At 68.4% G+C, this 24635-nt stretch carries 14 protein-coding genes; 6 read left to right on the plus strand and 8 right to left on the minus strand.

What is annotated here, in order from left to right; all coding sequences use genetic code 11:
* Together AX708_RS14410 and AX708_RS14415 are read left to right on the plus strand one after the other, a co-directional pair.
* The gene (locus AX708_RS14410; RefSeq protein ID WP_066525343.1) at positions 1-1008 is read left to right on the plus strand and encodes a 5'/3'-nucleotidase SurE; all 1008 of its coding nucleotides are present in this window, start codon (positions 1-3) and stop codon (positions 1006-1008) included.
* Positions 1009-1011: 3 nt separating this feature from the next.
* Positions 1012-1923, plus strand: a complete 912-nt coding sequence (locus tag AX708_RS14415) for a tyrosine-protein phosphatase (RefSeq protein ID WP_066525345.1) — start codon at positions 1012-1014, stop codon at positions 1921-1923.
* Between the two features lie 7 nt (positions 1924-1930).
* Here the strand turns inward: AX708_RS14415 and AX708_RS14420 are convergent, their stop codons facing one another.
* Positions 1931-2881, minus strand: coding sequence for a tetratricopeptide repeat protein (locus tag AX708_RS14420; protein ID WP_066525347.1), 951 nt, complete (start codon positions 2879-2881; stop codon positions 1931-1933).
* A 110-nt stretch (positions 2882-2991) separates the two neighbouring features.
* On the opposite strand from AX708_RS14420, the gene AX708_RS14425 reads away from it, so the two are divergent.
* The 4 genes from AX708_RS14425 to AX708_RS14440 are packed head-to-tail and all read left to right on the plus strand — an operon-like array spanning position 2992 to position 9098.
* Positions 2992-5529, plus strand: coding sequence for a cyclic nucleotide-binding domain-containing protein (locus tag AX708_RS14425; protein WP_066525354.1), 2538 nt, complete (start codon positions 2992-2994; stop codon positions 5527-5529).
* Positions 5529-6407 (plus strand): hypothetical protein, encoded by an 879-nt coding sequence (locus AX708_RS14430; RefSeq protein WP_066525363.1) that lies wholly within the window; start codon positions 5529-5531, stop codon positions 6405-6407. Before AX708_RS14425 ends, AX708_RS14430 begins: the two co-directional genes overlap by 1 nt.
* 10 nt (positions 6408-6417) lie before the next feature.
* On the plus strand, positions 6418-8208 hold the full coding sequence (locus tag AX708_RS14435; RefSeq protein ID WP_066525365.1) for a cytochrome c3 family protein: 1791 nt from the start codon (positions 6418-6420) through the stop codon (positions 8206-8208).
* A 2-nt stretch (positions 8209-8210) separates the two neighbouring features.
* Positions 8211-9098, plus strand: a complete 888-nt coding sequence (locus tag AX708_RS14440; RefSeq protein WP_197425849.1) for a phosphodiesterase — start codon at positions 8211-8213, stop codon at positions 9096-9098.
* A 125-nt stretch (positions 9099-9223) separates the two neighbouring features.
* Here AX708_RS14440 and AX708_RS14445 read toward each other — a convergent pair whose 3' ends face one another.
* The 7 genes from AX708_RS14445 to AX708_RS14475 all read right to left on the minus strand — a co-directional run bounded on the left by AX708_RS14445 (position 9224) and on the right by AX708_RS14475 (position 24635).
* A complete protein-coding gene (locus AX708_RS14445) occupies positions 9224-13321 on the minus strand; it encodes an LVIVD repeat-containing protein (protein WP_066525366.1) in 4098 nt (1365 codons plus the stop codon).
* A complete protein-coding gene (locus tag AX708_RS14450) occupies positions 13321-15168 on the minus strand; it encodes a hypothetical protein (protein WP_066525368.1) in 1848 nt (615 codons plus the stop codon). The genes AX708_RS14445 and AX708_RS14450 overlap by 1 nt, the downstream gene beginning before the upstream one ends.
* A gap of 3 nt (positions 15169-15171) precedes the next feature.
* A complete protein-coding gene (locus tag AX708_RS14455) occupies positions 15172-17124 on the minus strand; it encodes a heme-binding protein (protein ID WP_066525372.1) in 1953 nt (650 codons plus the stop codon).
* Between the two features lie 2 nt (positions 17125-17126).
* Entirely contained in the window at positions 17127-18524 is a 1398-nt protein-coding gene (locus AX708_RS14460) for a multiheme c-type cytochrome (RefSeq protein WP_197425850.1), read from the minus strand.
* 213 nt (positions 18525-18737) lie between these two features.
* On the minus strand, positions 18738-19484 hold the full coding sequence (locus AX708_RS14465) for a hypothetical protein (RefSeq protein WP_066525373.1): 747 nt from the start codon (positions 19482-19484) through the stop codon (positions 18738-18740).
* The gene (locus tag AX708_RS14470; protein WP_066525377.1) at positions 19471-21534 is read right to left on the minus strand and encodes an adenylate/guanylate cyclase domain-containing protein; all 2064 of its coding nucleotides are present in this window, start codon (positions 21532-21534) and stop codon (positions 19471-19473) included. The genes AX708_RS14465 and AX708_RS14470 overlap by 14 nt, the downstream gene beginning before the upstream one ends.
* Before the next feature lie 23 nt (positions 21535-21557).
* Positions 21558-24635 carry a CHAT domain-containing tetratricopeptide repeat protein gene (locus AX708_RS14475; protein ID WP_066525380.1) on the minus strand — a complete coding sequence of 1026 codons (3078 nt, stop codon included), beginning with the start codon at positions 24633-24635 and terminating at the stop codon, positions 21558-21560.

The following is a 24635-nucleotide window of genomic DNA, read 5'->3' on the forward strand; positions in this document are numbered from 1 at the left end:
ATGGCCATCCGGACCACCCTGCTTGCTGCCGCCGCGTGCCTTGCGCTCGGTGCCGCCACCGCGGCCGAGGCACGCAACATCGTCCTCACCAACGACGATGGGCTCACCAGCAATGTCGTCGCGCTTTACGAGGCGCTGAAGGCGGCGGGGCATGACGTGGTGGTGTCGGTGCCGTGCCAGAACCAGTCCGGACAGGGCGCGGCGCTGGGGATCGCGCGGCCGATCGCGCCGCTCACGGCCCCCTGCCTCAACGATGCCGCCGAGGCCGGGGCACCGGGCGCGGGACCGATGACCCGCAAGGGGTTGCCGGGAGAGGGCCGCGACTTCTACTATGTCGACGGCACGCCGGTCGCCTCGCTGCTCCACGGGGTCGAGGTGGTTGCCATGGCGCGCTGGGGCAAGGCGCCCGATCTGGTGCTCTCGGGCCCCAATGAAGGGCAGAACGTGGGCGCGATCATCCTGTCATCGGGCACGGTCAGCGCGGCGCAGGTGGCCGCGGTGATCGGCATTCCGGCGATCGCGCTGAGTGCCGGGGCGGGCACCGAGGCGGCAAGCCTCGACAATCCGCAGTCCGATGAGGTCGCCCGCCGCTCGGTCGAGCTGGTCGCCCATCTCGAGACGCGCGCCAAGGGCGGGGCGCTGCTGCCCGCCGGCCTTGCGCTCAACGTCAACTTCCCTGACCGGCTGGAGGGCGCGCGCTGGCAGCTGTCCGAGATCGGCACCTACAACGCCTACAAGGTCGGCTTTGTCGCCAACATGGCCACCAGTGCCTCGCCGGTGATGCAGATGATGGCGAAATCGCGCGGGGGAGAGCTTCCGCCGTTTCCCGGCGTGAGCTTCGACATCAACACCGCCGCGCCTTCCCCTGAGCAGATGGACGATGAGAGCGTCGTCTACCGCAAGGCGATCGCCGTGAGCCCGATGCAGGCGGGCTATGCCTATCCGGCCGGGACCGGGGTGCTGACCAGCGAGCAGCTGGCCGCTCTGCTGCCGAAGCCGGGAGAATAGACGATGCGCGCGCCCGCCTTGCTGCTGCCGCTTGCCGCCTTCGCGCTTCTGCCGGGCTGCAAGGAAGCCGGCACGCCTGACACAGCGATCACTGCAAGCCGCGATCCGATTGCCGTCAACGCGGCCGCGATAAAGGACCCGCGCCGGGTGCTGCCGCTCGAGGGCGGGGTCAATTTCCGCGACCTCGGCGGCTACATGACCGCTGATGGCCGGGTGACCAAGTGGGAGGTGCTTTACCGCGCCGGATCCCCTGCGGGCCTGACGGCCAAGGACCAGGCCGAACTCGCCCGCCGCGGCATCCGCACCGTGTGCGACCTGCGCGCCACCGAAGAACGCAAGGCCGAACCCAATCCCTTTGTCGCCGCCAACGGCGACGTCACCTACTGGACGCGCGACTATGCCGCCGATGCGGGCGATCTCATGAAGGTGCTGGGCGGGCCCGATGCGAGCGCGGAAAAATCACGCGCGGCGATGATCGGCCTTTACCGCACGCTGCCCGAACAGCAGGCCCCCGCCTTCCGCCAGATGTTTGCCTACCTCGCCGAGGGCAAGGTGCCGCTCGCTTTCAATTGCTCGGCCGGCAAGGACCGCACCGGCACGGCCGCGGCGCTGGTGCTGACCCTGCTCGGCGTGCCGCGCGAGACGGTGAAGGCCGATTACGCGCTGTCGGACGATCTGGTCGATTACATGGCGAAGCTGTCCGAGGGCCCGAAGGACGGCCCCTACGCGGCGCTCGCCCGTCTGCCGCGCGAGGTGGTCGCCCCGCTTATGGCCTCGGATCCCGCCTATATCGAGGCTGCGCTTGACGCCATGGCGGCCAAGCACGGTTCGGTCGATGCATACATCGTCGAAGAACTGGGTGTCACACCGGCGATGAAGCAGGCGATCATCGCCAACCTCACGGACCCGGCCTGAGGGCCCGCTACCTGACCCCCAGCTGCGCCGCCGCCTCGCGCAGACGTGCCGCATCACCCGGGTTCGCCTTCACCGCGGCATCGAGCGCTGCCTTCGCCTTGGCCGGTTCGCCCAGCGTCATGCGGCTGCGGATCAGCATCACCCAGCCATCGAAGTTCTTCGGCTCCTTCGCCAGACGCGCCTCGAGCTGTTCGACCATGCCTTGGGCCATCTGGCGCTGCTCGCTGGGCTTCATCGCGCCAGCCGCGGCGATGTCCGCTGCCGTGGGCCCGCGCAGGGAGGCCGAGGCCTGATCGCCCGCCGCCGCGCCCGATCCCGGCGCGATCAGCGCGGGCTTGCGCTGCTTCTGCGCCGCGGCGATCCGGCCCGCGACCTCGATCTTGTTGATCTGCCCGACCTGTTCGATGGTCCGCACGAGGTCCGCTTCCCACGGCGCGCCCTGCGGGCTGTCACCCAGCAGATCGAGCCACGCGGCGATCGCGCCCTCGTGGTCCTTGTCCAGGTCCTTCTTGGCGGCGAGGAAATAGCGCGCGCGCGGGTCCTCGGCATCGAGAGCCAGCGCCTTTTCGAAGGCCTGCAAGGCTTCCGGCGGGAGCGGGTCGCGCTTGCTTGCCAGCACCAGCGTTTCGCCGAGCGCTGACCACAGGACCGCCTCGTCCGGCGCGATGGCGAGCGCGCGGCGATAGGCGGCGGCGGCCTCCTCGTACTGGCCCCGGTTGAAATAGGCGAAGGCAAGATCGCCCCATGGGGCGGCATCCCCGCTCGATGCCTCGGCCGCGGCGCGCAGCGCCTCGATCGAGCCATCGCCGCCCGTCGCCGCCGCAGGCTCGCCCGCGCCGCGCGAACCCTGATAGATGTTGAACCCGATCGAGCCCGCCGCCAGCAGCAGGGCTGCCCCGAGCAAGATCCAGCCCGCCTTCGATGATCCGCCCTGAGGCAGCGTTTCGCCCTGTCCCATGTGCGCATGGCTAGCACCCTGCGGCAGACGGGGCAATTCGCTCTGGCATCGGGGGCGCTTTTGGGTATGGTGCGGTGCAGGGGGCGATCTATCCGCGAGGGGGAGGATAGGTGGGCGAAATTTTCAAAGTCGCCATCATCGGTTCAGGCCCGGCAGGGCTGAGCGCTGCTGCGCGCGCCGCTGCGCTCGGGCTGCCCCATGTGCTGCTCGAGAAGACCGACCATCTCTCGGACACGATCTACAAGTACCAGAAGGGCAAGCACGTCATGGCGACGCCCTCCAACCTGGTGCTGCGCTCGGACATCGATTTCGAGGCGGGCAAGCGCGAAGCCATTCTGGGAATCTGGGACGAGCAGATCGAAGGCCACAAGGTCAACGTGAAGTACCACGCCGAAGCCAAGGCGATCCGCGGTACAGGCGATCCGATCCCCGGCTCGGTCCAGCAGATCGTCACCCGCGCGCGCGATGGCACCAAGAGCGTGCGCGAACTCCAGCGCCATGCCGGGCCCTACGCCATCGAGCTGACCAGCGGCGAGACGGTGATGGCCGAGAACGTCGTCCTAGCCATCGGCACGCAGGGCAATCCCAACCTGATGCGCTGCCCCGGCGCGGACCTGCCGCATGTGCAGTACCAGCTCGACGACCCGACCGAATATGTCGACGAGCATATCGTCATTGTCGGCACCGGCGATGCAGGGATCGAGAACGCGCGCGGCCTGGCCGAGGACCCGGCGCAGAGGAACACCGTCTCGATCCTCAACCGCGGCACCGAATTCCCGACCGCCAAGGCCGCCAACGTCAGCGCGCTGATGGCCGATCACGAGGCGGGCAAGCTCACGATCCGCACCGAGAGCGAGACCAAGGCGATCGAGCCCGGCTGGATCACGCTGACCACCCGCGACGGGGAAATCCGCATCCCCTGCGACCGGATCATCGCGCGCATCGGCTCGGCCCCGCCGCGAGCGTTCGTCGAGGAATGCGGGATCGAGTTCACCAGCGAGGACCGCGGCGCCTTCCCGCGCCTCAGCCCGGTGTTCGAATCGACCGCCCCCGGCATCTTCGTGATCGGCGCGCTGGCGGGCTATCCGCTGATCAAGCATTGCATGAACCAGGGCCACGATGTCATCGAGTTCATCAACGGCAACACGGCGCTGAAGCCCGCCGACGAGCCGATCATCGCGGCCAAGTTCGCGAATCTGCCGGGGAATCGCTCGACCGAGGAATGGCTCGAATTCCTGCGCGCCAATGTGTCGATCCTCAATGGCATGAACCCGCTCCAGATGCGCGAGTTCATGCTCGACAGCGAGGCCAAGTTCTATGGGCCCGGCGAGGTGATCTTCGAGCGCAACGCGCCCGGGTCATCACTGTTCGGGATCGCCAGCGGTTCGGTCGCGGTCGAGGTGAACCCCGCCGATCCCTCGATCACCATCCCAATCGGGGCCGGATCGATCTTCGGCGAGGTCGGCCTCATTTCCGGCCGCCGCCGCGGGGCGACGATCCGTGCGGCCGAAGACACCATCGTCGTCGAAATCTCGCGCCTTGCGGCCTTGAAGCTGCAATCGCAGGTGCCCTCCGCCAAGACGGCGATCCAGCGCATCTCGATCGAGCGGCAGCTGCTCCAGATGTTCGGCTCCGGCCTCACCCCCAAGGACATCGCCCCGCTGGTGGAAGCGGCCCGCGTCGAGGAAAAGCGCGCGGGCGAGGTGGTCGTGACCGAAGGCGCGGACGACAAGGACATCTTCATCATCCGCCGCGGATCGATGATCGTCGAGAAGCAGCTCGGCGAAAAGCCGGTGTTCCTCTCCTACCTTCCCGCAGGCAGCTATTTCGGCGAGATGGCGGTGATCGACGGCTCGGCCCGTACCGCTACGGTCAAGGCGGCGATCAAGTCGGAAGTGATCCGCCTGCCGGGCGAAGGCTTTCTCGCGCTGCTCGAAAAGAACCCCGCCCTGCGCGAACGCGCACTGAAGGACATGGCGGGGCGCCGGGCGACCAATGCCTTCATCGAGAGCCGCAAGGACGAATTCTCGGGCGCGGTCGATCTCTATTCGCAGACCGCGCAGTTCCTCGTCGACAACGGCATCGGCGAGGCGACCGACGTGCTGCTGATCGACGAGAAGCTGTGCATCGGCTGCGACAATTGCGAGAAGGCCTGCGCCGACAGCCATGACGGCCTCTCGCGCCTGGACCGCGAGGCGGGCAAGACCTACGCCCACCTCCATGTGCCGACCTCGTGCCGCCACTGCGAGCACCCGCATTGCATGGCCGATTGCCCGCCCAACGCGATCAAGCGCGGGCCCGACGGCGAGGTGTTCATCGACGAGACCTGCATCGGCTGCGGCAATTGCCAGAGGAACTGCCCCTACGGCGTGATTCGCATGGACGCCAAGCCGCCGAAGAAGCCGAGCCTGCTGCAATGGATGCTGTTCGGCTCCGGCCCCGGCCCGGGCGAGGCGTCCTATTCGTGGCGCAAGAAGGCGGCGGAGAAAGAGGGCGGGCAGAAGGCCAAGCAGGCGATCAAGTGCGACATGTGCTCCGGCATCGACGGCGGCCCGGCCTGCGTGCGCGCCTGCCCCACGGGCGCGGCAATCCGCGTGTCCCCTGACAAGTTCCTGACCTTCGCCAAGCTCACCGAGGACGTCGAATGATGGCGACGAAAGCGGGGGCCAAGACCGGCGGCACGGGCCGCTTCTCGCAGGACGAGCAGCGGCGCAACAGCGACCATGTCAGCTTCCTGAAGCACAAGCGCTTCCGCTGGCTGTGGATCGCGCTGCTGCTTTCGGGCGCGAGCATTGCCGGATATCTGATGATCGACCACGACCCCCGCCCCAACGGGGGCACGTGGTACGGCTATACGCTGGGCACCATCGGCTTCGGCCTGATCCTGTGGCTCTCGCTGCTGGGCGTGAGGAAGCGGCGGATCAATCCCGGCGCGTGGAGTCTCAAGGCGTGGACCTCGGCACACGTCTATCTCGGCCTTGCGCTGATTGTTATCGGCACGCTCCACACCGGGTTCCAGATCGGGTGGAACGTCCACACGCTCGCCTATGTGCTGATGCTGCTGGTGATCGCGACCGGCATCTACGGGGTGATCGTCTATGCCACCCTCCCCGCCAGCCTCAGCGCCAACCGCAAGGAAATGACCCGCGCGCAGATGCTCGACGCGCTGACCGCGATCGACCGGCAGCTCGAAAGCGCGGCGCAGCCGCTCGGGCGGGCCGAGGCTGATCTCGTGATCGCGGCGCTCGGCCAGGACGTGTTCTACGGCGGCGCACTGGCGCGGCTGACCGGGAGCTACCCCGGCTGCAAGACCGTGCACGCGCTGCGGGGCATGGGCTCGGCTACCGAGGCCGAAGTGCGCGTGACCGCGCTGCTCGAGAAACGCCGCGAGCAGCTCGCCCAGATCCGCGGCGCGCTGCGCATCCGCGCAATGCTGGAAATCTGGCTGTTCGTCCACATTCCGCTCACCATCGCCCTCATCGCCGCGCTCACTGCGCACGTGATCAGCGTGTTCTACTACTGGTGAGGGGGCAGCGATGGCATTCCTGATCCGCACCATCGACTTCACCGCTGCGGGCCGCGAGATCATCCGCGACCGCGTGCTCGACCAGACCCGCCTCACCGTGGGCCGCGCGGCAGAGTGCGACATCCACCTGCCCGACCTTGCGGTGGAGCAGCGCCATATCGGGATCGACCTTGCCGCCGATGGCACACTGGCGGTCACGTCGCTCGGCACGCTGGGCTTCGGGCTCGACGGGCGGGTGGTCAATGAGGCCACTATTGACCCGCGCACCGGAGGCGAGATCGCGCTGGGCGCGGCGCGGCTCGCCGTAGCGCGCGAGGGGGACGGCACGATCGCCATCACCATCCGCCAGGCCGTGGCCGACGAGGGCAAGATCGACGCCCTGCGCGGCTTCGCGCTCGCCTCCAAGTTGCCGTCCAAGCGCGCAATGAGCTGGATCTTCGCCAGTGCGATCATCCTGCTGCTGCTCGCCCTGCCGGTCGCCTCGCACCTGCTGCGCACGCCCGCCAAGCCCGATCCGACGGGTAAGACCCCGGGCGTTGTGCTAATGGACAGCGCGTGGTCGAGCGGCGAATTGTCGCTCAAGCATCACAGCCTCGAGAACAATTGCGAAAGCTGCCACGTCGCCGCCTTTGAAAGCGTACAGGACGAGACCTGCCTCTCGTGCCACAAGGACATCGGCGACCACGCGAAAAAGCCGCGCCTCGCCAAAGGCATGGCGCCGCTCTCCGAGGGCGATGCGCTCCAATGGAAGATCGCCGAGGGCCTCGGCAAGGAAGGGCCCTTGGGCTGCGTCGCCTGCCACTCCGAGCACGAGGGCCCGGTGCGTACGCAAGCGGGGAGCGAGGCCTTCTGCGGCGATTGCCACAAGGACCTGGGCACGCGCCTCACCGACACGCAGCTCACCGACGCGCATGATTTCGGCAAGACCCACCCGCAGTTCCGCCCGCTCTATTTCGCCAGCTTCGGGGCGGCCAAGCCGGTGCGGGCGGCGGCGGGATCGACACCGGTCGAGCGTTCGGGCCTCGTCTTCCCGCACGATGTCCACATGAACCCGCGCGGCGGCGCGGCGCGGATGGCGGTCAGCCTTGCGCAGTATCGCGCGCCCCTTGAATGCAAGGACTGCCACGTCGCCACGCCCGACAAGGTCACCTTCAAGCCGGTCGAGATGGAGCAGGCGTGCGAGGCGTGCCACAGCCTCGTCTCGGGCCGCACGCCGGGCGGCGGTTTCGGCAAGCTGCGCCACGGCAGCGTCAAGAACCTTGCCGAGGATCTCGCGCGGATCAGCACCGGTCCCCGCCCCGCGCTCGCGCCCGGCCGCCAGCGTCCGGGGCAACTGGGAAGCGCATCACCCTATCGCGCCGATTTCGGCCGGCCAGTGCGGGCCTATATCGGGATTTCCAACGCGCTCTCGGTCGGGGGGGTGTGCACCGAATGCCACCTGCCCACCCGAGGGCCGACGGGGCAGGCCGATCTCATGCCGGTCAATTTTCCCGAGCGCTTCCTCACCAGCGGCTATTTCAGCCACGCCGCGCACAGCAAGCAAAAGTGCAGCGATTGCCACGCGGCCGACACCTCGAAGGCGGCGAGCGACCTCCTGATGCCCGACCTCAAGAGCTGCCGCGACTGCCATCTGGGCGCGACCGCGGTGAAGACCGCGAAGATCGTGCCGAGCGACTGCGCGATGTGCCACGCCTATCACGTGCCTTCGGGCCAATGGTCGCCCAAGGGTCCCGCCCCGCACTACAAGCCGCCGCCTGACAAATCTAAGGTTGCCACCAAGATCGCACAGGCTAGACCATAGCAATGGGCGGGGGCGCTTCTTCGACGGGCCAGGCGGTGCTGATCGCACAGATGACCGACATTCACGTCGGCTTCGCCCCCGACGAACAGCCCGAAGAGCTCAACCTCACCCGCTTCCGCGCGACCCTGCAGCGGCTGGTCGAGGGGCCCAACCGCCCGGACTTTCTCGTGCTTTCCGGCGACATCACCGATCACGGCGACCGGGAAAGCTTCGCCAAGACCGCCGAGCTGCTCGCCGATTGCCCCGTTCCGGTCCTGCCGATGGTCGGCAACCATGACACCCGCGAAGAGCTTCTGGCAGCCTTCCCGCAGGTGATGCCGGCCGAGGGCGGATTCCTTCACTATGTCGTCGATACCGGGCTGGGGCTCAGGATCATCTGCCTCGACACGCTCGAGGACGGGCGCCACGGCGGGGCGTTCTGCGAAGCCCGCGCCCGCTGGCTGGCGGCGCGGCTCGCCGAGGCACCCGATACGCCGACGCTGATCTTCATGCACCACCCGCCGGTCGTCGCCGGGATCGACTGGATGGACCCCGCGCCGGACGAGGGCTGGATCACCCGGCTGCGCGCGGTGCTGGAGGGCCAGTCGCAGGTGCAGGCGATCCATTGCGGGCACCTCCACCGCCAGATCGTCACGCGCTTTGCCGGGATCCCGCTCGGCGTGACCCCCTCGGTTGCGCCGCTGGTGGCGATGGATCTCAATCCGATCGACAAGGATGTGCCCGACGACCGCGAGCTCATCACCACCGAACCGCCGACCTATGCGCTCCACCGCTGGGACGGCGAGGCGCTGGTGTCGCACTACGAGCGCGTCGGCGACTGGCAGGTGCTGGCGCGTTTCCACGCAGGCCTCCAGCCGATGATCGAGGGCATGTTCGCGGAGCGGGAGTAGGATTGCACTACCCCGTCATTGCGAGCGAAGCGAAGCAATCCATGGACTGATGGCGCGCCAAGACGAAACGGCGGTCGATGGATTGCCGCGTCGCCTTCGGCTCCTCGCAATGACGAGGTGAAACTTTACTTCCGCGCGCTCGCCGTTTGTGCGCCCACCGGGGCCAGCCCCACCCAGCGCTGCATATCGACCTCATCCGAAACCTTCCACGGCACGCCCGAGCGGGTCATGAACATCCGCTCCATCTCCTCGCGGGTGAAGGGGCGCGAGCCGAGGCGGCCGAACACCGCCATCTGCCCGCCGGTCTCGTCCACCGCACGGTCGCGGTCTAGGCCCTTGGACATGGCGATCGCGGGCGTCGGCGTCCTGGCCCAGGCGATCAGCTCGGGCTTGGGCGCCGGCGAGAAGCCATAGAAACCGCGCTGGCTTTCGGGGCTGGTGAGTTGCAGCACCTTCACCCCGTTCTTCCCGTCCGCGACATAGGCGAACAGCGAGGCGTTGGTGGTGCCGACGATCACGTCCTCAGCATCGTTGAGCGCGCCGTCCAGCGTCACCTTCTGGTAGATCTTGGGACTGCGCGGGTTGGTCACGTTGAGGATGACCAGCCCGTCCTGCTTCGCCGCGACATAGGCATAGGTGCGCGCGATATACATCCGCCGCGCGTCGGCGAGCGGCACGGTCGCCTCGGGCACGGCCACGGGGTTGCGCAGGCGGGTGATGTCGAACAGCTTCACGCCCTCGGCGTCGGTCACCCACAGGTAGCGGAACTGCACCGCGCTCGCCCGCGCATCGCGAAGCTCGCGCACCGCGGCGAGCCTGGGCGTGTCGGGATCGGAGAGGTCGACCACCACGAGGCCCTTGTCGGCGGTGATATAGGCGATCTCGCCCGCCAGCACGATGTGCCGCGCGCCGCTGAGCACCCCGCCGGGGTTCCACGCGGTCGAGCCGTCGGCATAGACCTTGCGGCGCAGCTGGTTGTTGCGGAATTCCCCGTCCGCCAGCGTGTTGACGTTGACGAGGATAAGCCCCTCGACCGCATCGGTGACGGCGGCGTAGTTGTAGATCGGCTTGAACGCCTGTTCCTGGTTCGCCGCGCGCATCGCCTCGGTGTTGCGGCTGGGCGCGATCGGCTGGTTGGTGGCGAGCGCCATGCAGGTCGCGTTGGTGGTCTTGACCTGCGTGTCATGCCCCAGCGCCGAGAACGGCCCCTTGAGGATCCGCTCCGAGGTGCCCTTGTTGGCGATGCTGGCGACGTCATAGGCGACGAACCCGCCCTTGCCCTCGGCCACGAACATGTATTCGCCGCGCAGCTGGAGGCAGCCAACGCGGCCCGGCGTGCCTTCGTGGATGTTGACGAATTCCTCGAAGGGATGGGTCTCGCCGCTGAGCTTCTCGTCGAAGGTCTTGCCGCGCGTCCAGTTCTTCAGCTCGCGCCCGTTCTGCTCGACATGGAGCTTCCAGTAATCGGGATAGGCATAGCGCTGGAGGTAGGAGCCGATCACCGCCTGTGGCTCGTCATATTCGGTCACGCGGGTCGCCTGGAAGCCGCCTTCCAGACCGCTCCACGCGTTGAGGCCGACGAAGTTGACGTAATTGGTGCCCAGCAGGAAGAGCTGCGCCATGATCGCATTGTTGTCCTCCTTGGCGGAGAGGTGGCAATCGGTGCAGGTCTTGGTCTCGGTCAGGCGCACGGTGTGCGGGAAGTGCGGCGCGAAGGCCTGCGAGGAGAAGCCGATGGCGCTGATCGGCGGCTGCTGCACATAGATCCGCTCGCGGTTGATGTTGGTGGACGAGAGCACAAGGGCCGAGGACGACCTGACCGGCGCGACCTGATTGCCCTTGGTGGTCATGTGCTTGCCCAATTGGAACATCTCGTCGCGCGCAACCTGCGGGTTGTAGGTCGCAAAGTTCCGCGTCTCGCCGCCCTCGTAGCGGTGGATCTTGGTCTTCCAGTTGGCCTCGATGGGGAGGTGGCACCCGCCGCAGCTTGTGGTCCATGAGAGGTGGCAGGTAAAGCACGCCATCTCCGGCTCGCGGTGCGCGCGGTCGGGCTCGGCGATGCCGGTGCCGAATTCGAAATTGCCGGTCTCCGCCCCGTAGCGGCTGACGAGCTTGGCGCGCGCGGCCTTGGCGTTGAACACCGGGGTGGCGGGATCGACCGAGTCCTTGACGAGGCTCATTTCCCATTCGAGGCTGGGATCGACGATCGAGCGCTGAATCAGGCGTTGCCTGCCGTCGGGCCCCTCAAGCCATTCGAAGCGGCGTTTGCCGTCGGGGTTGCGCAGCAGGGCGAGGTTGTGGCCCTCGGGCGGGGCGGCGGGGCCGCTGGTGCGCAGCGTCGGGTAGGCATCGGCGGTGCCGTGGCAGTCCTTGCAGGTGATCTCGATCGCGTTGGCGACCTCGCCGTAGATCAGCCCGTTGCCGTGGCTGTCCTGCTCGAAGTGGCAATCGGCGCATTGCATGCCCTTTTCGGCGTGGATGTCCATGAGGTGGACCGCCTTGCCCGGGTTGACGCCGGCGGGCACGAACTTGCCCTCGCCCTCGCGGCGCCACTTCTCGGGATCGTCGGGGTCGACGATATGCCCTTCCGCATCGAGCAGGTTGCCCTCGCGGTCGCGCTTGAAGATCGCGCGGAAGTTCCAGCCGTGGCCGTGGTAGTCGGCGAACTGGGTGTCCTTCAGCTGCGGGTTGAGGTCATAGACATTGCGCAGGAAATCGAGGTCGGCCCAGTTGCCCTTGGGCGCGGCGCCTTCGGGGTTCCGGTCGGTGACGGCGCGGACCTCGGCGGCGGTGGGGTATTTCTGCTCCTTCGGCCACATGAAGGGCGCGTCGCTTTCGTAGTCCCACATGGTGTAGCCGAGGAGGGAATTCAGGAAGATATTGGGCTGGTGCATGTGGCAGTTCATGCACTGGCTGGTCGGGATCGCGCGGGTGAAGACGTGCTGGAGCGGGTGGCCGCTTTCCTTGACCTCGCCCTTGGCAGTGCGCAGCGCGCCGTCATCGGCGTGATCGTCATGCCCCGGCTGCTTGACCGCGCCGTGGCCGCCTTTCTTCTCTTCATAGCCCGCCGCGTGGGCGATCTTCTCGGCAATGGTCGGATCGGCGGTGATGCTCTGCCCGTCGCGCCCGTATTGCGCATAGGTGAGCGAATGGCGCGGCTCGCGGTCATTGGCATAGACCACGTGGCAGCTCGCGCAGCCCGAATGGCGGTAGTCGCCCGGCTGGTCGTTGGTGCCCATGAACCAGGTGAAGGGATCGTTGAGGCGCGTCTTGTGGATGTTGAGCGCCGGGATCGCCACCCGCAGACCCGTGCCGGGGCCGCGGTTCGACTGCTTGAGGTCGGGCCGCCCGGGCTCTTCCAGCCGCTGGATCGAGCCGGTCGGGTTGGGCAGGCCGATTTCCGGGAACTGCGAGTTGATCGTGCGCCCCCCGCGCTCGAAAACGCGGAACACGTCGCCCGGCGGGATGACGTGCCAGGTCGGCAGCGGATACATCTCGGCGAGCACGCCGCGCGCGACCTGATCCTCGGAAAGCTTGCCCCCCGGCCCCGCGCCCGGCGTGGTAATCTTCGCCGGATCGCCCTCGCGGGTATAGGCCTCGCCGAGGAGGTAGTTCTTGAACGGCAGGATCCCGTTATTGTAGCTCGCCCCGCCCCACAGCATCGCGCCGGTCGCCATGATCGAGCGCTCGGCGCTCTCGATCGCCTGGATGTGGCACGCCCCGCAGGCATCGCGCGCGACGCGGTAGTCCGAGGGGTTGATGAACTTCACGAACTCCGGCGATTCCTGGTTGAGCAGCGCGTAGGAGCGCTTGGGGTTCGCCGAGGAGGGAAAGTGCCACGACTTGGGGTACTTCGGCAGCACATGCGCCGCATCGCGAGCGGCAACGTAATCGGGGTGATCGTGCGGCAGTTCGGAATTGCCGCGAATGCTGACATTGCCTCCGTGGCAATCGGTGCAGCCCAATCGCACCGCGGGCGAGACGTGCATCGTCGGTGCGTCGGTCTTGACGTGGCAGGTGAGGCAACCTTCGGACTTGGCGTCCATTTCCGCCACTGACTGCCGCTGCGGCGCAGGGGGCGCGATGACGAGGCTGTAGTCGCGCTTGACCGGCTTCTCCTTGTCGGAGGCCATCGGTTGCCCCGCAAACAGGGACACGGCCAGCACCAGCGCCGCGGCAATCAGCGCAAGGTGGCGGGCGAAAGGCTGGGTGAGCGCGCGCATCAGTAGGTCAGCACCACGTTGGCGAGGATCGAGACGAATTCCTTTCCACCCCCGCGGGAAGTGAACAGGTCGCGGAAGCCGTCGCCGGCGAGCAGCGTCGCGGCGGACAGGCGGAAGACGAGGTTCTGGTTGGCCTTGGGCCGCCAGATCGCCGAGGCGGAGAGGTCGAAGCCGATCTCCTTGGGGATCGAGCCTTCGTTCCGCAGCACTTCAAGCACCGCGGTGTTCTCGAACCACAGGTGGTTGGCATTGGCGGTCAGGCGGAATTCCGGCGTCAGATCGAAATCCGCGCCCGCGCCCAGCAGCATCAGGCCGGGATTGTTGAAATTGCTCTGCCCCTGCTCCTTCGAGCTTCGCAGCGAGTTGAGGAGGCCGTTTCTGCCGTTGACGCTGATGACGCGCCCGCCGCCCGCGAAGGGGATCGTCTGCCGGATCCAATAGGAGGTGTCCGCCCCCGCAAATACCGGGTTCTCGAAGATCGCGTCGAACCCGCCTTCGGTGTCGTCATAGGGATCGCTGTCGCCGCTGGCATAGGCGGCCGAGAGGCGGAAGCGCATCCAGTCTCTGTCGTAGCTGGCTTCCAGTGCGGCGAATTGCGCGTTGATGTCCGCCGGGCGGTCGGTGAGGAAGGAGTTCCGATCCTCGCCCAGCGCCCAGTAGAAGCTCCCCGTCAGGTTCACCCGGCCGATGCGGCCATCGACGTTGTAGCCGAGATAGAAGGCGTCGTATTCGCGCCCCCGCAAGGTGCCCAGCAGCGCCGGGCGCACGGGGAAGCCGTTGTCGTCGATCTCGATATCGTCGCTCTCGCGGTTGCGGTTGTAGACGACGGTGATCTGGCTGGTGAGGGCGGGAATCAGGAAATCCTGCCGGTAGGCATTGGCGACGAACACAAAATCGTCGCGCGGGCTCTGCGTCACATCGTTGAGGCCCGAGTTGGTGTCCTTCTCCAGCCGCCAGAACGCGCCGAGATTGAACTGGAAGCGGTTGTTGTCGCGCGATCCGAACAGCCGCACGCCCAATTGCTGGTCGTTGAACAGGAAGCCGCGGAAGTCCGACTGGAACGGCTGGATGCCCGCACGGATCGAAATGAAATCGAACCGGTCATTGTCGAACTGGCCGAAGTGGTAATCGACGAAGGCTTCCTGCACCCCGAGGAAATCGTCCAGGCGGTGCGAGGGCCGCGAGGGTTCCACGAACAGCACCCGCCGCTCGGGCACGTCGACATAGTTGACGTTGTAGGCGAGCGTGACGCGGTATTCTATCGTCGGCGGCTTGAAGGTGGTCGAGCCTTTCAGGAGCGCGACACCGGCGATGAAGGTCTGGCTGAAGACCTGGCTGAAGGCATTGCCGAACACGTCGTTGCGGTCCGGGTCCTCGGTGGTCTGGACGCCGACGGGGATGGGGAAGCTGCGCGGTTCGTAAACCGTGTCGGAGATGAGGTTGGCGACGAAGAACCAGTCGTCCTCCTTGATCGGCAGCCACGGCACTTTCTTCCGGTCGATCGGCCGGTCGCCCTTGAGGGTATTCTGGTTGTAGGGATCGAGCACGTTCTCCTTGACGAGGCCAAGGCTCTGGATAAGCCGCCAGCGATCGGGGATCGGCACCTGCTCGGTCGGGAAGGCCTGCGGGGGCGGCGCGCGGACGGCGCCTTCATTCTTCTGCTCGATCTTGTCGGGCAGCGGTGCGGTGTAGCCGGGGCGCTCACGGCCTTCGATGATCTGCGGGTCGACGGGGGGCACGCCCTGCTCCCAGTCCTGCGCCTGTTCACCTGGCGGAGCGGCGGGCGGCTGCACCTCTTCGGGCGGGGCGGCCTGGAGCAGCAGCATGGCGGGGAGCAGCGGCGTCATTGGCTAGAGCCCCTGACACACGTTCTGCTCGCTGCTGCCGATGAACGGCGCAAACGGGCAATTGACGTAGCGCAGCCGCACCTGGCGGCTGCCGACCTGCACCACTATCCGGTCGGCGCGGATCGCGGCGGGCGCATTGCCGAGGCCGCTCCCTGCGCGCGCGGCGCCATTGTGGAGGCCGAGGAAGCTGATCATGTCGTCCTGGTCGATCCCGTCGCCCGATACCCCGATGCCGCCCACCAGCGCATTGCCGCGGTAGACCGGGACCGAGCCGGGGAAGATCTGGATGCCGTTGGCCAGCCGCGGCGTGCCGCCTGCGGTGTTGGGCAGACCCGTGCAGGCGCGCGGCGTATCCTGCGCGCTCGCGCCGGTGACGAAGCCCAGATGCTGCGCGAGGTTGCCCACCACCAGCGCCGATTGCAGCCCGGTCGAGAAGGGGCTGAATTGCTGGATCGGGCGCGAGAAAGGCCCGTTCGGCTGGCCCACCTCGCCATCGGGGAAATAGGGGCGTGAAAGATTGCCGTGCGCGCGGTCGGAGAAGGCGAAGTTGCCGGTCAGCGCGGCGGGATCGCCGAGGAAGGTGCGCAGTCTTGTGACGAATTGCGGCACCTCGCCCGGAGCAGCCGACAATTCGGCGGCCGCGAAGGGCGCGGAGAAGAAATTGGCGGTGCGCGCCTTTTGCAGGCTCACGTCGATCCCGAAGATGGGCGCATCGGGCGAGCGCACGAGGCCGAGCACGGCCCCGCGCGTGTCGACGAGGCTGATCGTCACCTGCGCGCGGCTGTCCAAGGGCTGTCGGATCTGCGCGCGCGCGCGGCTCATGACGGCGAAGGCTTCCTCGAGGATCACCCGCGCCTCAGCGGCGGTCAGGGGCGCAGCGATATCGCCCGCGTCGGTGCCACCCCGGACAGGGTAGCGGTTCGCCCCCGCCCCGTTGGAGAGCACGAAGGCATCGCGGTTGGCGAATTCGCTCGTGGTCGAGGCGCGGATGCCCGAAGACTCGGTGCCGTAGGTTGCGCCAGCGAGCAGACCGGCGCCGGTATAGTAGCCCGTGACCGGCACAAGTGCCCCGGCGGTGGAGGCGAAGCTCGCCCCCGCGACGTTGCCCAGCTGCGGATACTCGACATCGGTGTAACGCAGGCTCGTGCCGTCGGCGGTGATGCGGTCAGCGCGGATGGCGACCGGAGCCTCGAAGCCAACCGTGCCCGCCAGCGCGATCGCCTCGTCGACATCGGTGTCGCGGTCGAGCACGTTGGGGTCGAAGCCATAAGTCCCGTCGGCGATCACCCCGATCCCGCCGACGACGACGCCGTTCTGGTAGAGCGGGAAGCCCCCCGGGTCCGCTGCCAGACCCAGCGGCGAGCGCTTGGGGCCGATCAGCCCGTCGCTGGCGCGCGCGGCGAGGTCCGAGCAGGGCAGCTGGCTGAACTGCACCCCGAACAGTGGACCGCTCTCCAGCCCCGCCGTGGTCGGCGCGGGCGGGAAGTGCTCCTGGACGATGAAACTTGCGGTGCGGCTCGAAAAGGCGTTGCCGCCGCTCGACAGGTAAGCGCCGGTGATCGCCTTGGCGATCGCGGCGCCCGCCGAGGGGATGGTGAGCCCCTGCGCGTCGCGGCTGGTCCCGTCCGGCGCCGCCGGAATGCGCGCGGTCGCGGCGGCGCCGGGCATGGCGAAGACGGCAAGGACATTGCCCACCCGGTCGGTCACGGCGATGGTCGCCGCAGCGCCCCGCCCCCGCGCTTCTGCGGCGGCCTGAGCGATGATCGTGCCGACCTCGGCACTGGAGAGGCTCTCTGCGGCGGGGACGCCGAACACCTGCCCTGCCGGAGGCGGCGTCGGCGTGGGCGCAGGCCCGCCGCCGGTGGCGCCGCCATTGGTGGGCGGACCATCGCCCCCGCAGGAGGCGAGCACCAGCGCACTCGCGGCCAGCCAGAAAGTGGTGATCCCCCCGCGCATCGCTATTGCAGGCGCCCGATCGCACCGGCCGCCGCCTTCAACGCGGCGCGGAAATCGGCCGGGCGGTATGCGTTGGGCTCCTCGACCGCCTTGTAGGCGCGCGCGATATCGCCGCGGATGCCCGCGGCCGCGCCCTGTGTCACCCGGCCCTCGCGCACCAGCGCGTTCAAGAGCGTGTCGATCGCCATCACCGCCTGCACCGATCCGGCATAGTCGGTGAAGCGCGGCGCGGTCGCCTCCCCGGCGATGATCGCGACGACCTTGAAGGCATCGGCATCAGCATAGCCCCGGCCCGCAAGCGCGTCCGACAGCGCCCCGGCGCGCGCGGCCAGCGCCTGCGCTGCGGTGCGCGCCTCGGTGGGGCCTGCACCAAACGCCTTGTGGAAGTCGCGCGCGGCAGTCTGGAACTTCGCCGCCTCACCCGGCACCAGCGCGCTCGCGACCGCCGCGAGCAGGATCATGTTCTCGTCGTTGAACGGCGGGTTGCCGAAGGGGATCGGGCGACCGGGGTTGGTCTCGAAGGTGAGCTTCCTCTGCGGGCCATCGGCAATCGTGCGGTGGCACGAATGGCAATCGAGGAAGTAGAACTGCGGGAAGGCGCCTTCGTAACCCAGCTTGGGTTGGGCAAAGAGGCCGGTCGAACGCCGCACCGCCTCGGCCTGCCCCACCGCCCAGAACCGCACCGAACTCGGCGAGCCCTTGCGCGCGACATAATCGCCATCGATCTGGTGGTGCTGCTGAAGCGCGCTGAACAGGTCGAGCTCGAAGGAGACGCGCGGGTGGCCCGCGGCCATCATCGCGTGAGTGACGAACTGGCCGGGCTTGCTCGATCCGTAGTGGCAATCGAGGCACACCCCCGCACGCGCCTGCGGGTTGTCTAGCGGGGTGAGCCCGGCCGCGATGTTCGAGGCGTGGGTGGCGGGCAGTGCATAGTGTTCGGCAAGCCAGGTGCCGCCGGACGCGCCGTGACAGCTCTCGCATCCGACCCCGTCGGTGAGCGTGAACTTCGCCCCGCGCTGGCCGGCGGGTGCGTTGGTGGCATGACAGCCGAGGCAGGCCGGAGCGGACTGCGCATTGCCGAGCCCGAGGCTCGCGGCGATCTGCTGACCGCGTCGTCCTCCAAGCACGGCATAGGCGCGGGAGTGGGCGCCCGAGGGCGAGGACGGCTCCTGCCAGGTCGCGATCTCGTCCTGCCGCACAACTGCGCCATTGCCCTCCGCGCGGCCGTGACAGGTGGAGCCCGCACAGGTCGCCACGCCTTCGAAGGTGCCGCCGCCAAGCGCAGTGGAGACGGGGTAGAGCGCCACAAGCGCCAGCACGGCGGCGATGCGCACAACAGCAGGGCGCAGCGTCCGGCCGAACACCCGACCCGCGATCCCGTTGCCCAAAAAATGTTCCATCCCATCCCCCCCGAGATGCCCGTTACCCGGTCCGCCTGAAGCCTTGCACCGCGCCCCTGGCGCCCCCGCGCCGTGACCGCCGTTTCATTGCAAGGCCCGTAACGCGCCGCGTGCCGATTCCCCCGTCAGGCCGACCCCTTGCTCTTGTCCCAAGCTTGGAGCCGCGATGCAACAGGCAATCATCGGGGCGCGCCGGAGCGGCCTGCCTGCTGCTCAGCCCCCGCTCGCCTCGCCCTCGTCCGCGAGACTCGCGGCGAGCGCTTCGAGCTGCACCGTGCAGCCCTTGGCGAGCAAGGCCTCGCCCAGCGCATCGGGCGCTTCAAAATCGCCTTCGAGCAGCACGAAACTGACCTGCGCGCTGGTCGCATTGTCGGGCCCGGTGATGGTGTAGGACGCGCCCTCCACGATCGGCAGGCGCGCCGGATCGAGCGCAGCGACTGTCACCGTGTCGTCGAACGTCACATCGACCGCCGCGCCGTTATCGCGATTGAACATCCGGTAGGTGCTAGTGCCGGGTGATCCGGGCCGCCACAGGCGGACAGTCGTCAGATCATAGAGACACACCGTGCCCGAGCGGGTGACATCGACATACCACAGGCTGGGGTTGGTGGGGTTGCCCTCGGGCTCGCCGCGCACCGCCCCGGTGCGCACGCGGGTGGCGGCGCGCTTGCGGGTGAGCGAGGCGAAGCGGTCGGCGGCGACCTGCGGGCGGTCGCCGACGCGGAAGGTGCCGGCGCCCTTGATGACGCGCGTGCCGTTTGCAGTCAGCACGGTGATGACATCGCCCGCCTTGAGGGTGATCGTGGCATTGTCGTCGACCTTGGTGCCGACCGGATAGCGGGTCGCCGAGGGACCGGTGGACTTGACCACAACCCCTGCCAGCGCCGCCGCCGGCAGCGCCAGCGCGGCTCCTGCCAGTGCCAGAGCACCCCAACGCTGCTTGATGCTAACCGAGAACATACGTCCCTCCCTCGCCTGTCGCTTCCATGCGCCGGGCAAGATTGCCTAGCGCTGAATCATTCGGGTGGCGAGCCGCGATCGCCTGTGCCAGCGCGAGGGCCGCCGCCGGATCGCTCGCTGCCAGCGCGCTCGCCTTGGCAAGCTGCGCGCGGTCATCGGCCGGAAAATCGGGCGCGGGCTCGAACAGGTCGACCGGCGTCGCCCGGCCGCGCAGTTGCACCCGGCCCATCGGCCGCCACCAGTCGAGGCCTGAGGCCTCGGCGAATTCACGGCTCGCCATGACGCTGGAACCCAGCGCCTTGTTGGCCGCCTCCAGCCGCGCGGCGGTGTTCATCGAATCCCCGAGCGCGGTGTACTGGATTCGGGTTGCCCCGCCGAAATTGCCGATTACCGCCTCGCCGAAGTGCAGGCCCACGCGGGTCTTGCCGATCGGCGGGAGCGCGGGGTCCATCGCCGCGACCTCGGCGCGGAACGCCTCGCCCGCCTGCCAGATCGCATAGCCCGCCCGCGCCGCGCGGGCGCCGTCGTCCGGGCGGCTGATCGGCGCGCCCCAGAAGGCGACCACCGCATCACCCACGAACTTGTCGATCACCCCGCCGTGGTCGAGCACCACCTGGCTGAGCAGGTCGAGATAGCGGTTCAAGAGCTTCGCGACCATTTCCGGCGGGATCGCGTGGCTCATCTTGGTGAAGCCTTCAAGATCGCTGAACAGCACGAAGATTTCGCGCTTCTCGCCGCCGAGGTTGAGCAGTTCGGGCCTGTCGATGATCGCCTGGGCAATGTCGCGCGGGATGTATTTGCCCAGCGCCCCGGTGGCGAAATTGCGCTGCGCCGCGCCCGATGCGCGCGCGGTCGAGGTGACGGCGCCGAAGACGATGATCCACCCGACGAGGCCGCCCACGGCGGGCAAGCCGTAGGTATCGATATTCTGGGTCTGCAGCAGAAAGGGCGTGCCCTGAAAGAACACCAGCTGCGTGGTGCCGAACAGCGCCAGCCACCGTGCCGGCCATTCGAGCAAGGCGGTCACCACCCCGGCGAGGATCGCCACCACCGCCATGACCCAGATCACCCATTCCGGAAGCGGGGTGAGCACGCGCTTGTCGAGCATCTGGGAAATGATTTCGGCATGGACGGAGATCCCCGCGGGAACTTCGCCATTGATCGAGGTGAAGGTCGTCTCGACCCGGTCATAGTCGACGATGTCCCCGCCGATCAGGATGTATTTGCCCGAATACTGCTCCTTGAGAAAGGGCAGGATTTCCGGATCGGGATCGACGAAGAGGTCGATCTGGGCCGGCGGGAACAGCACCGAATCCACGTATTTGGGCCGCCGGTAATCGATCGCGCCCTCGTAAGCGGCAAAGGCCGGGACCGCCTCACCCGCCTCGGCCAGCATCACGCGCCCGAGCAGCGGTGGCAGGCCTTCGCGGATGGTGGGCCACAGCCGGGTCGCGCCGAAGGTGTTGTCGAGCCGGATGCTCGCCGGCTGCGCCTTGCTGCCCTTCAGTCGCGCCATGAAGGCTTCGAGATATTGCTGCTGTTCGTATTCGATGTCGTCCGGATTGGTCGCCTTGGCGGCATAGGCGACCGCGACCGGGGTCTTCATCGCCCGCAGCGTGGCGATCAGTTCCTCGTCCTCGTCCTGCGGCTGATCGAAGAGAATGTCGATCCCGATCGCCTTGGGCTCGAAGGTGTCGAGCGTCCGCAGGGTCTTGGCCAGGAGGCCCCGGTCGAGCGGCGAGCGCTTGCGCGCGGCGATCAGGGTCTGGTCGGTGTAGACCACCAGCACGACCCGCTTGTCCTCCTCGACCAGATCGGCGGCATAATAGGCCCTGAGGTCATAGAGCGCGCGCTCGGCCTCGCCGGTCAGCGGAGTGGGCACGCCGCCGATGGGCAAAACCCAGCTGTAGCGGGCGATGAATATCGCGACGCACATCAGCATGAGGGTGAGGCCGAGCTGCATCCCGCCCGCCTCGCGCAGATTGCGCCAGATCCGCGCCAGCCGGGCCGAGCGCGGCGGTGCGGAACCCGATTGCGTAGGCGTTTTCATGGTTGCCCCCGCCCCGCCGGTCCTCAGCGCGACAAACGTGCCGCGCCGTCGCCGACGACCGCGAAGGCCGACCAGTAGAACGGGTGCGAGGTCTGGGCATCGTCCATGAGCGCGAGCTGCGACATGCGCAGTGCCTCGGCCGTGCTGCGCCCGTCCTCGGCGAACAGGCCGCCGACGAGCCGCCCGGTGGCGTCGAAATCGTCGGGCACCGGCCAGTGGCTGGCGAGCACCGTGCGCCCGCCCGCGCCCACGAAGGCGCGCACGAGGCCATCGAGCGCGAATTCGCCGCCGCTCCTCACCCCCGCCTCGCGCGCTGCGCCAATGGTGGCGCTGCCCGCGGTGTCGCAGGCCGATAGGATCACCAGATCGGCATCGATGCGAAGATCGAAGATCTCGGCGAAGCTCAGCAGCCCGTCGGAGGCAGCGGCGTCGGCGAAGCTGGTGAGCAGCGCCGGGCGCGGCGGGCAGCCGGGCTGGGGGGCGGTGACGAGGCCGTGGGTGGCAAAGTGGAGGATCCGGAATTCGGCCAGCTCGGGCAGCGCGGCAACGCCGGTGTCGGTGAACTGCGCGCCGGTCAGCACTTCGGCGGTGCCGCCGAACCTGGCGGCCGCCTCGCGCAGCTCCTTGGCCTTGACCGGGTTCGCCCAGATGTTCGGCGACCAGGTGCAGCGATCCCCGGCTTCCAGCGCCGCGCGGGTGCGGGCCGCGCCGGGGCTGGCGGTGCCGATCGGCGTGTTCTCGCCAAGCCCGAGATAGGCGCGCTTGCCGTCCGAAGGCCGCGCCGCACGCACGTCGCGGAACGCCGAGGGGCCGACCGAGGTGCTGATCTGCGTCCCCCGCCCGAGCCACCTTGTGCCGCGGAAGTCGTATTCGTCCCCGTCCTTGGCATTCGTTCGCGCCTGATAGGCGGCAACACTCGCATCGTCGGTGACGAGCAGGTTGATCGGCAGCTTCAGCAGCGCGCCATCGGGTTCGAACACCAGATGCCTGAGCTTCGGCAGGTCGTCGGCAACGGGAGCGAACAGCTGCACATAGAGCTTGCGTGCTGCCGCTAGGTCGAAGGGATAGGTCAGCACCTGCCCGCCTTCGACCACCGCGATGCTCTCGCGGATCTGGGTGACGAGCGTGTCGAGCTGGCGCGGCGTCGCATCCGCGCGCCACACCTTGGCGCTATTCCGGGTCGCGTAGAGCACATAGGCATCGCTATCGAGCGTCACCAGCTTCACATAGGCCTCGCCCTCTCCGAGCGCCGCCTGAAGATCGGCAAGCGCGATCGCATCGCCCGCGACCGCGCGGTAGCGGGGGTAGGCGGCGAGCCGCCCGAGCACCTCGGCCTGCTGCTGCTCGAGCAGTTCGAGCCGCGCGCGCCGTTCGGCGATCTGGTCGGCGAAGCGGGTGTTCGCTTCGGGCACGCTTTCGAGCTCGAGCAGCGAGACCCGGCTCTGCTCGATCCCGCGGCCGAGATTGGTGGCGGTGCGGAACAGCTGGGCGGCCTCGTCCGATCCCTCGGACAGCTCGCGGGCGAGCGCGGCCTGGGTCTGGGCAAGGCCCGGGCGCTGGAGCAGCTGGCTGGCGACAAACACGTCGGCAGGCGCTGCCGCAGCCGTGTCGCTGCCTGCATCCTTGTCGGTCAGCAGCGCAAAATAGGGGGTCATCACCGAGCGCAGCGAAGGCACCGGGCGCCCCTTCGCATCGCTGATGATATCGCGGTAAATCGTCAGCGCTTCGCCCTGCCGGTTGCTGCGGGCATAGAGCCCGGCCAACTGCCCCCGCGCGCTGCCGAGCGCGGGGGAATCGGGATAGACCACCTCGAGCAGCGCGATGGCCTGCTTGTGCAGCCCCTCGGCCTCGGCGCCGCGACCGGCGCGTTCGGCGTTCTCGGCGAGCTCGCCCAGCACCTGCGCGCGCAGCCACGCGACCGAGACCACCCGGCCCCCGCGCACCTCGGCAAAGGCGCGCTCGGCACTGGCGAGCAAGCCCGGCGCCTCGCCGGTGCGGCCCAGCTGGCGCAGCGCGGCGGCCTTGAGATAATCGTGCTGTCCATCCAGCAGCCGCGCGCGTTCGAGCGGGGTAAGGCTGGTCGAATATTCACCGGTGATCCGCCCGCTCTCGCTCGCCAGCTGGCCCGCCAGCGGCGCGCCGATGGTGAGCGCGCGGACCTCGTCGGCGCCGCCGAATTCGGTGGCGAGCGGAGCGTCCAGCAGCGCCAGCGCGCGCGCGGGCTGGCGCTGGTTCAGGGCGTCCATCGCCTCGTAATTGCGCAGCATCCGGGCAAGCACCGGGCTGCCCGCACTGCCTGCACGGGCGGCGGTGAACAGGCGGCGCGCCTCGGTATAGCTGCCGAGGTTGGATTGCTGGAGCGCGGAGTTGAGCTGCGCCTCGGCCGCGCCGGGGCCCGACAGCGCCACGGCCGAGACCGCGAAGAATTCCGCCGCTTCGGCGAAATCGCCCGCATTGCTGCGGCGATAGGCCTCGACCAGCGCCTGATCGGCGGCGATCGCTTCGGCCTGCTGGCGCGCGAAGGCGGCGGCATCGGTGGTGCTGGTGAGTGGGATTTCGACCGTGCCGGGCACGACCGCGTCGCTCGCCAGCGATGCGAGGCCCAGTTCCAGCGCCTTGGCGTAGGCGGTGAGGCCGGCTGCGGCATAGGTGCGGCCCGAGCGGTTGCCGATCAGAAGGTTGGTCGCTAGGATGCTGCCCGCGCTCTTGCACCCGAGCCGCTCGACTGCGGCAAGGCCGGGGAGCGCTTCGGCGGGCTTGGCGGCGTCGCTGCGGCAATCGGCATCGGCGCCGGCGAAGCGGGCCGGGCCGGGCGCCTCGCCGGCCTTGGGCTTGACCACCCACAGCGTGCCGACGGGCGCGGCGGCATCGCGGCAGATCACCGAATAGCGCCGGTCGAACAGCCCCGCGCCGGGCTCGGGCGGCAGGATCTGCGCCTCGCACAGCCCGTTGGAGCCGATCGGGAAGGTGTCCCGCAGGGCGAGGCTGTTGCGCGGTTCTGCGCGGGCAGGCTCCGGTCCGGTGGCAAGCCCCGCCCCGAGCGCCGCGATCGCGGCGAGCGAGAAAGCGATGTGCAGCGGGTTCTGACGAAGCGCGCTCAT

This window comes from Erythrobacter sp. CCH5-A1, assembly GCF_001557115.1.
Lineage (GTDB): Bacteria > Pseudomonadota > Alphaproteobacteria > Sphingomonadales > Sphingomonadaceae > Erythrobacter.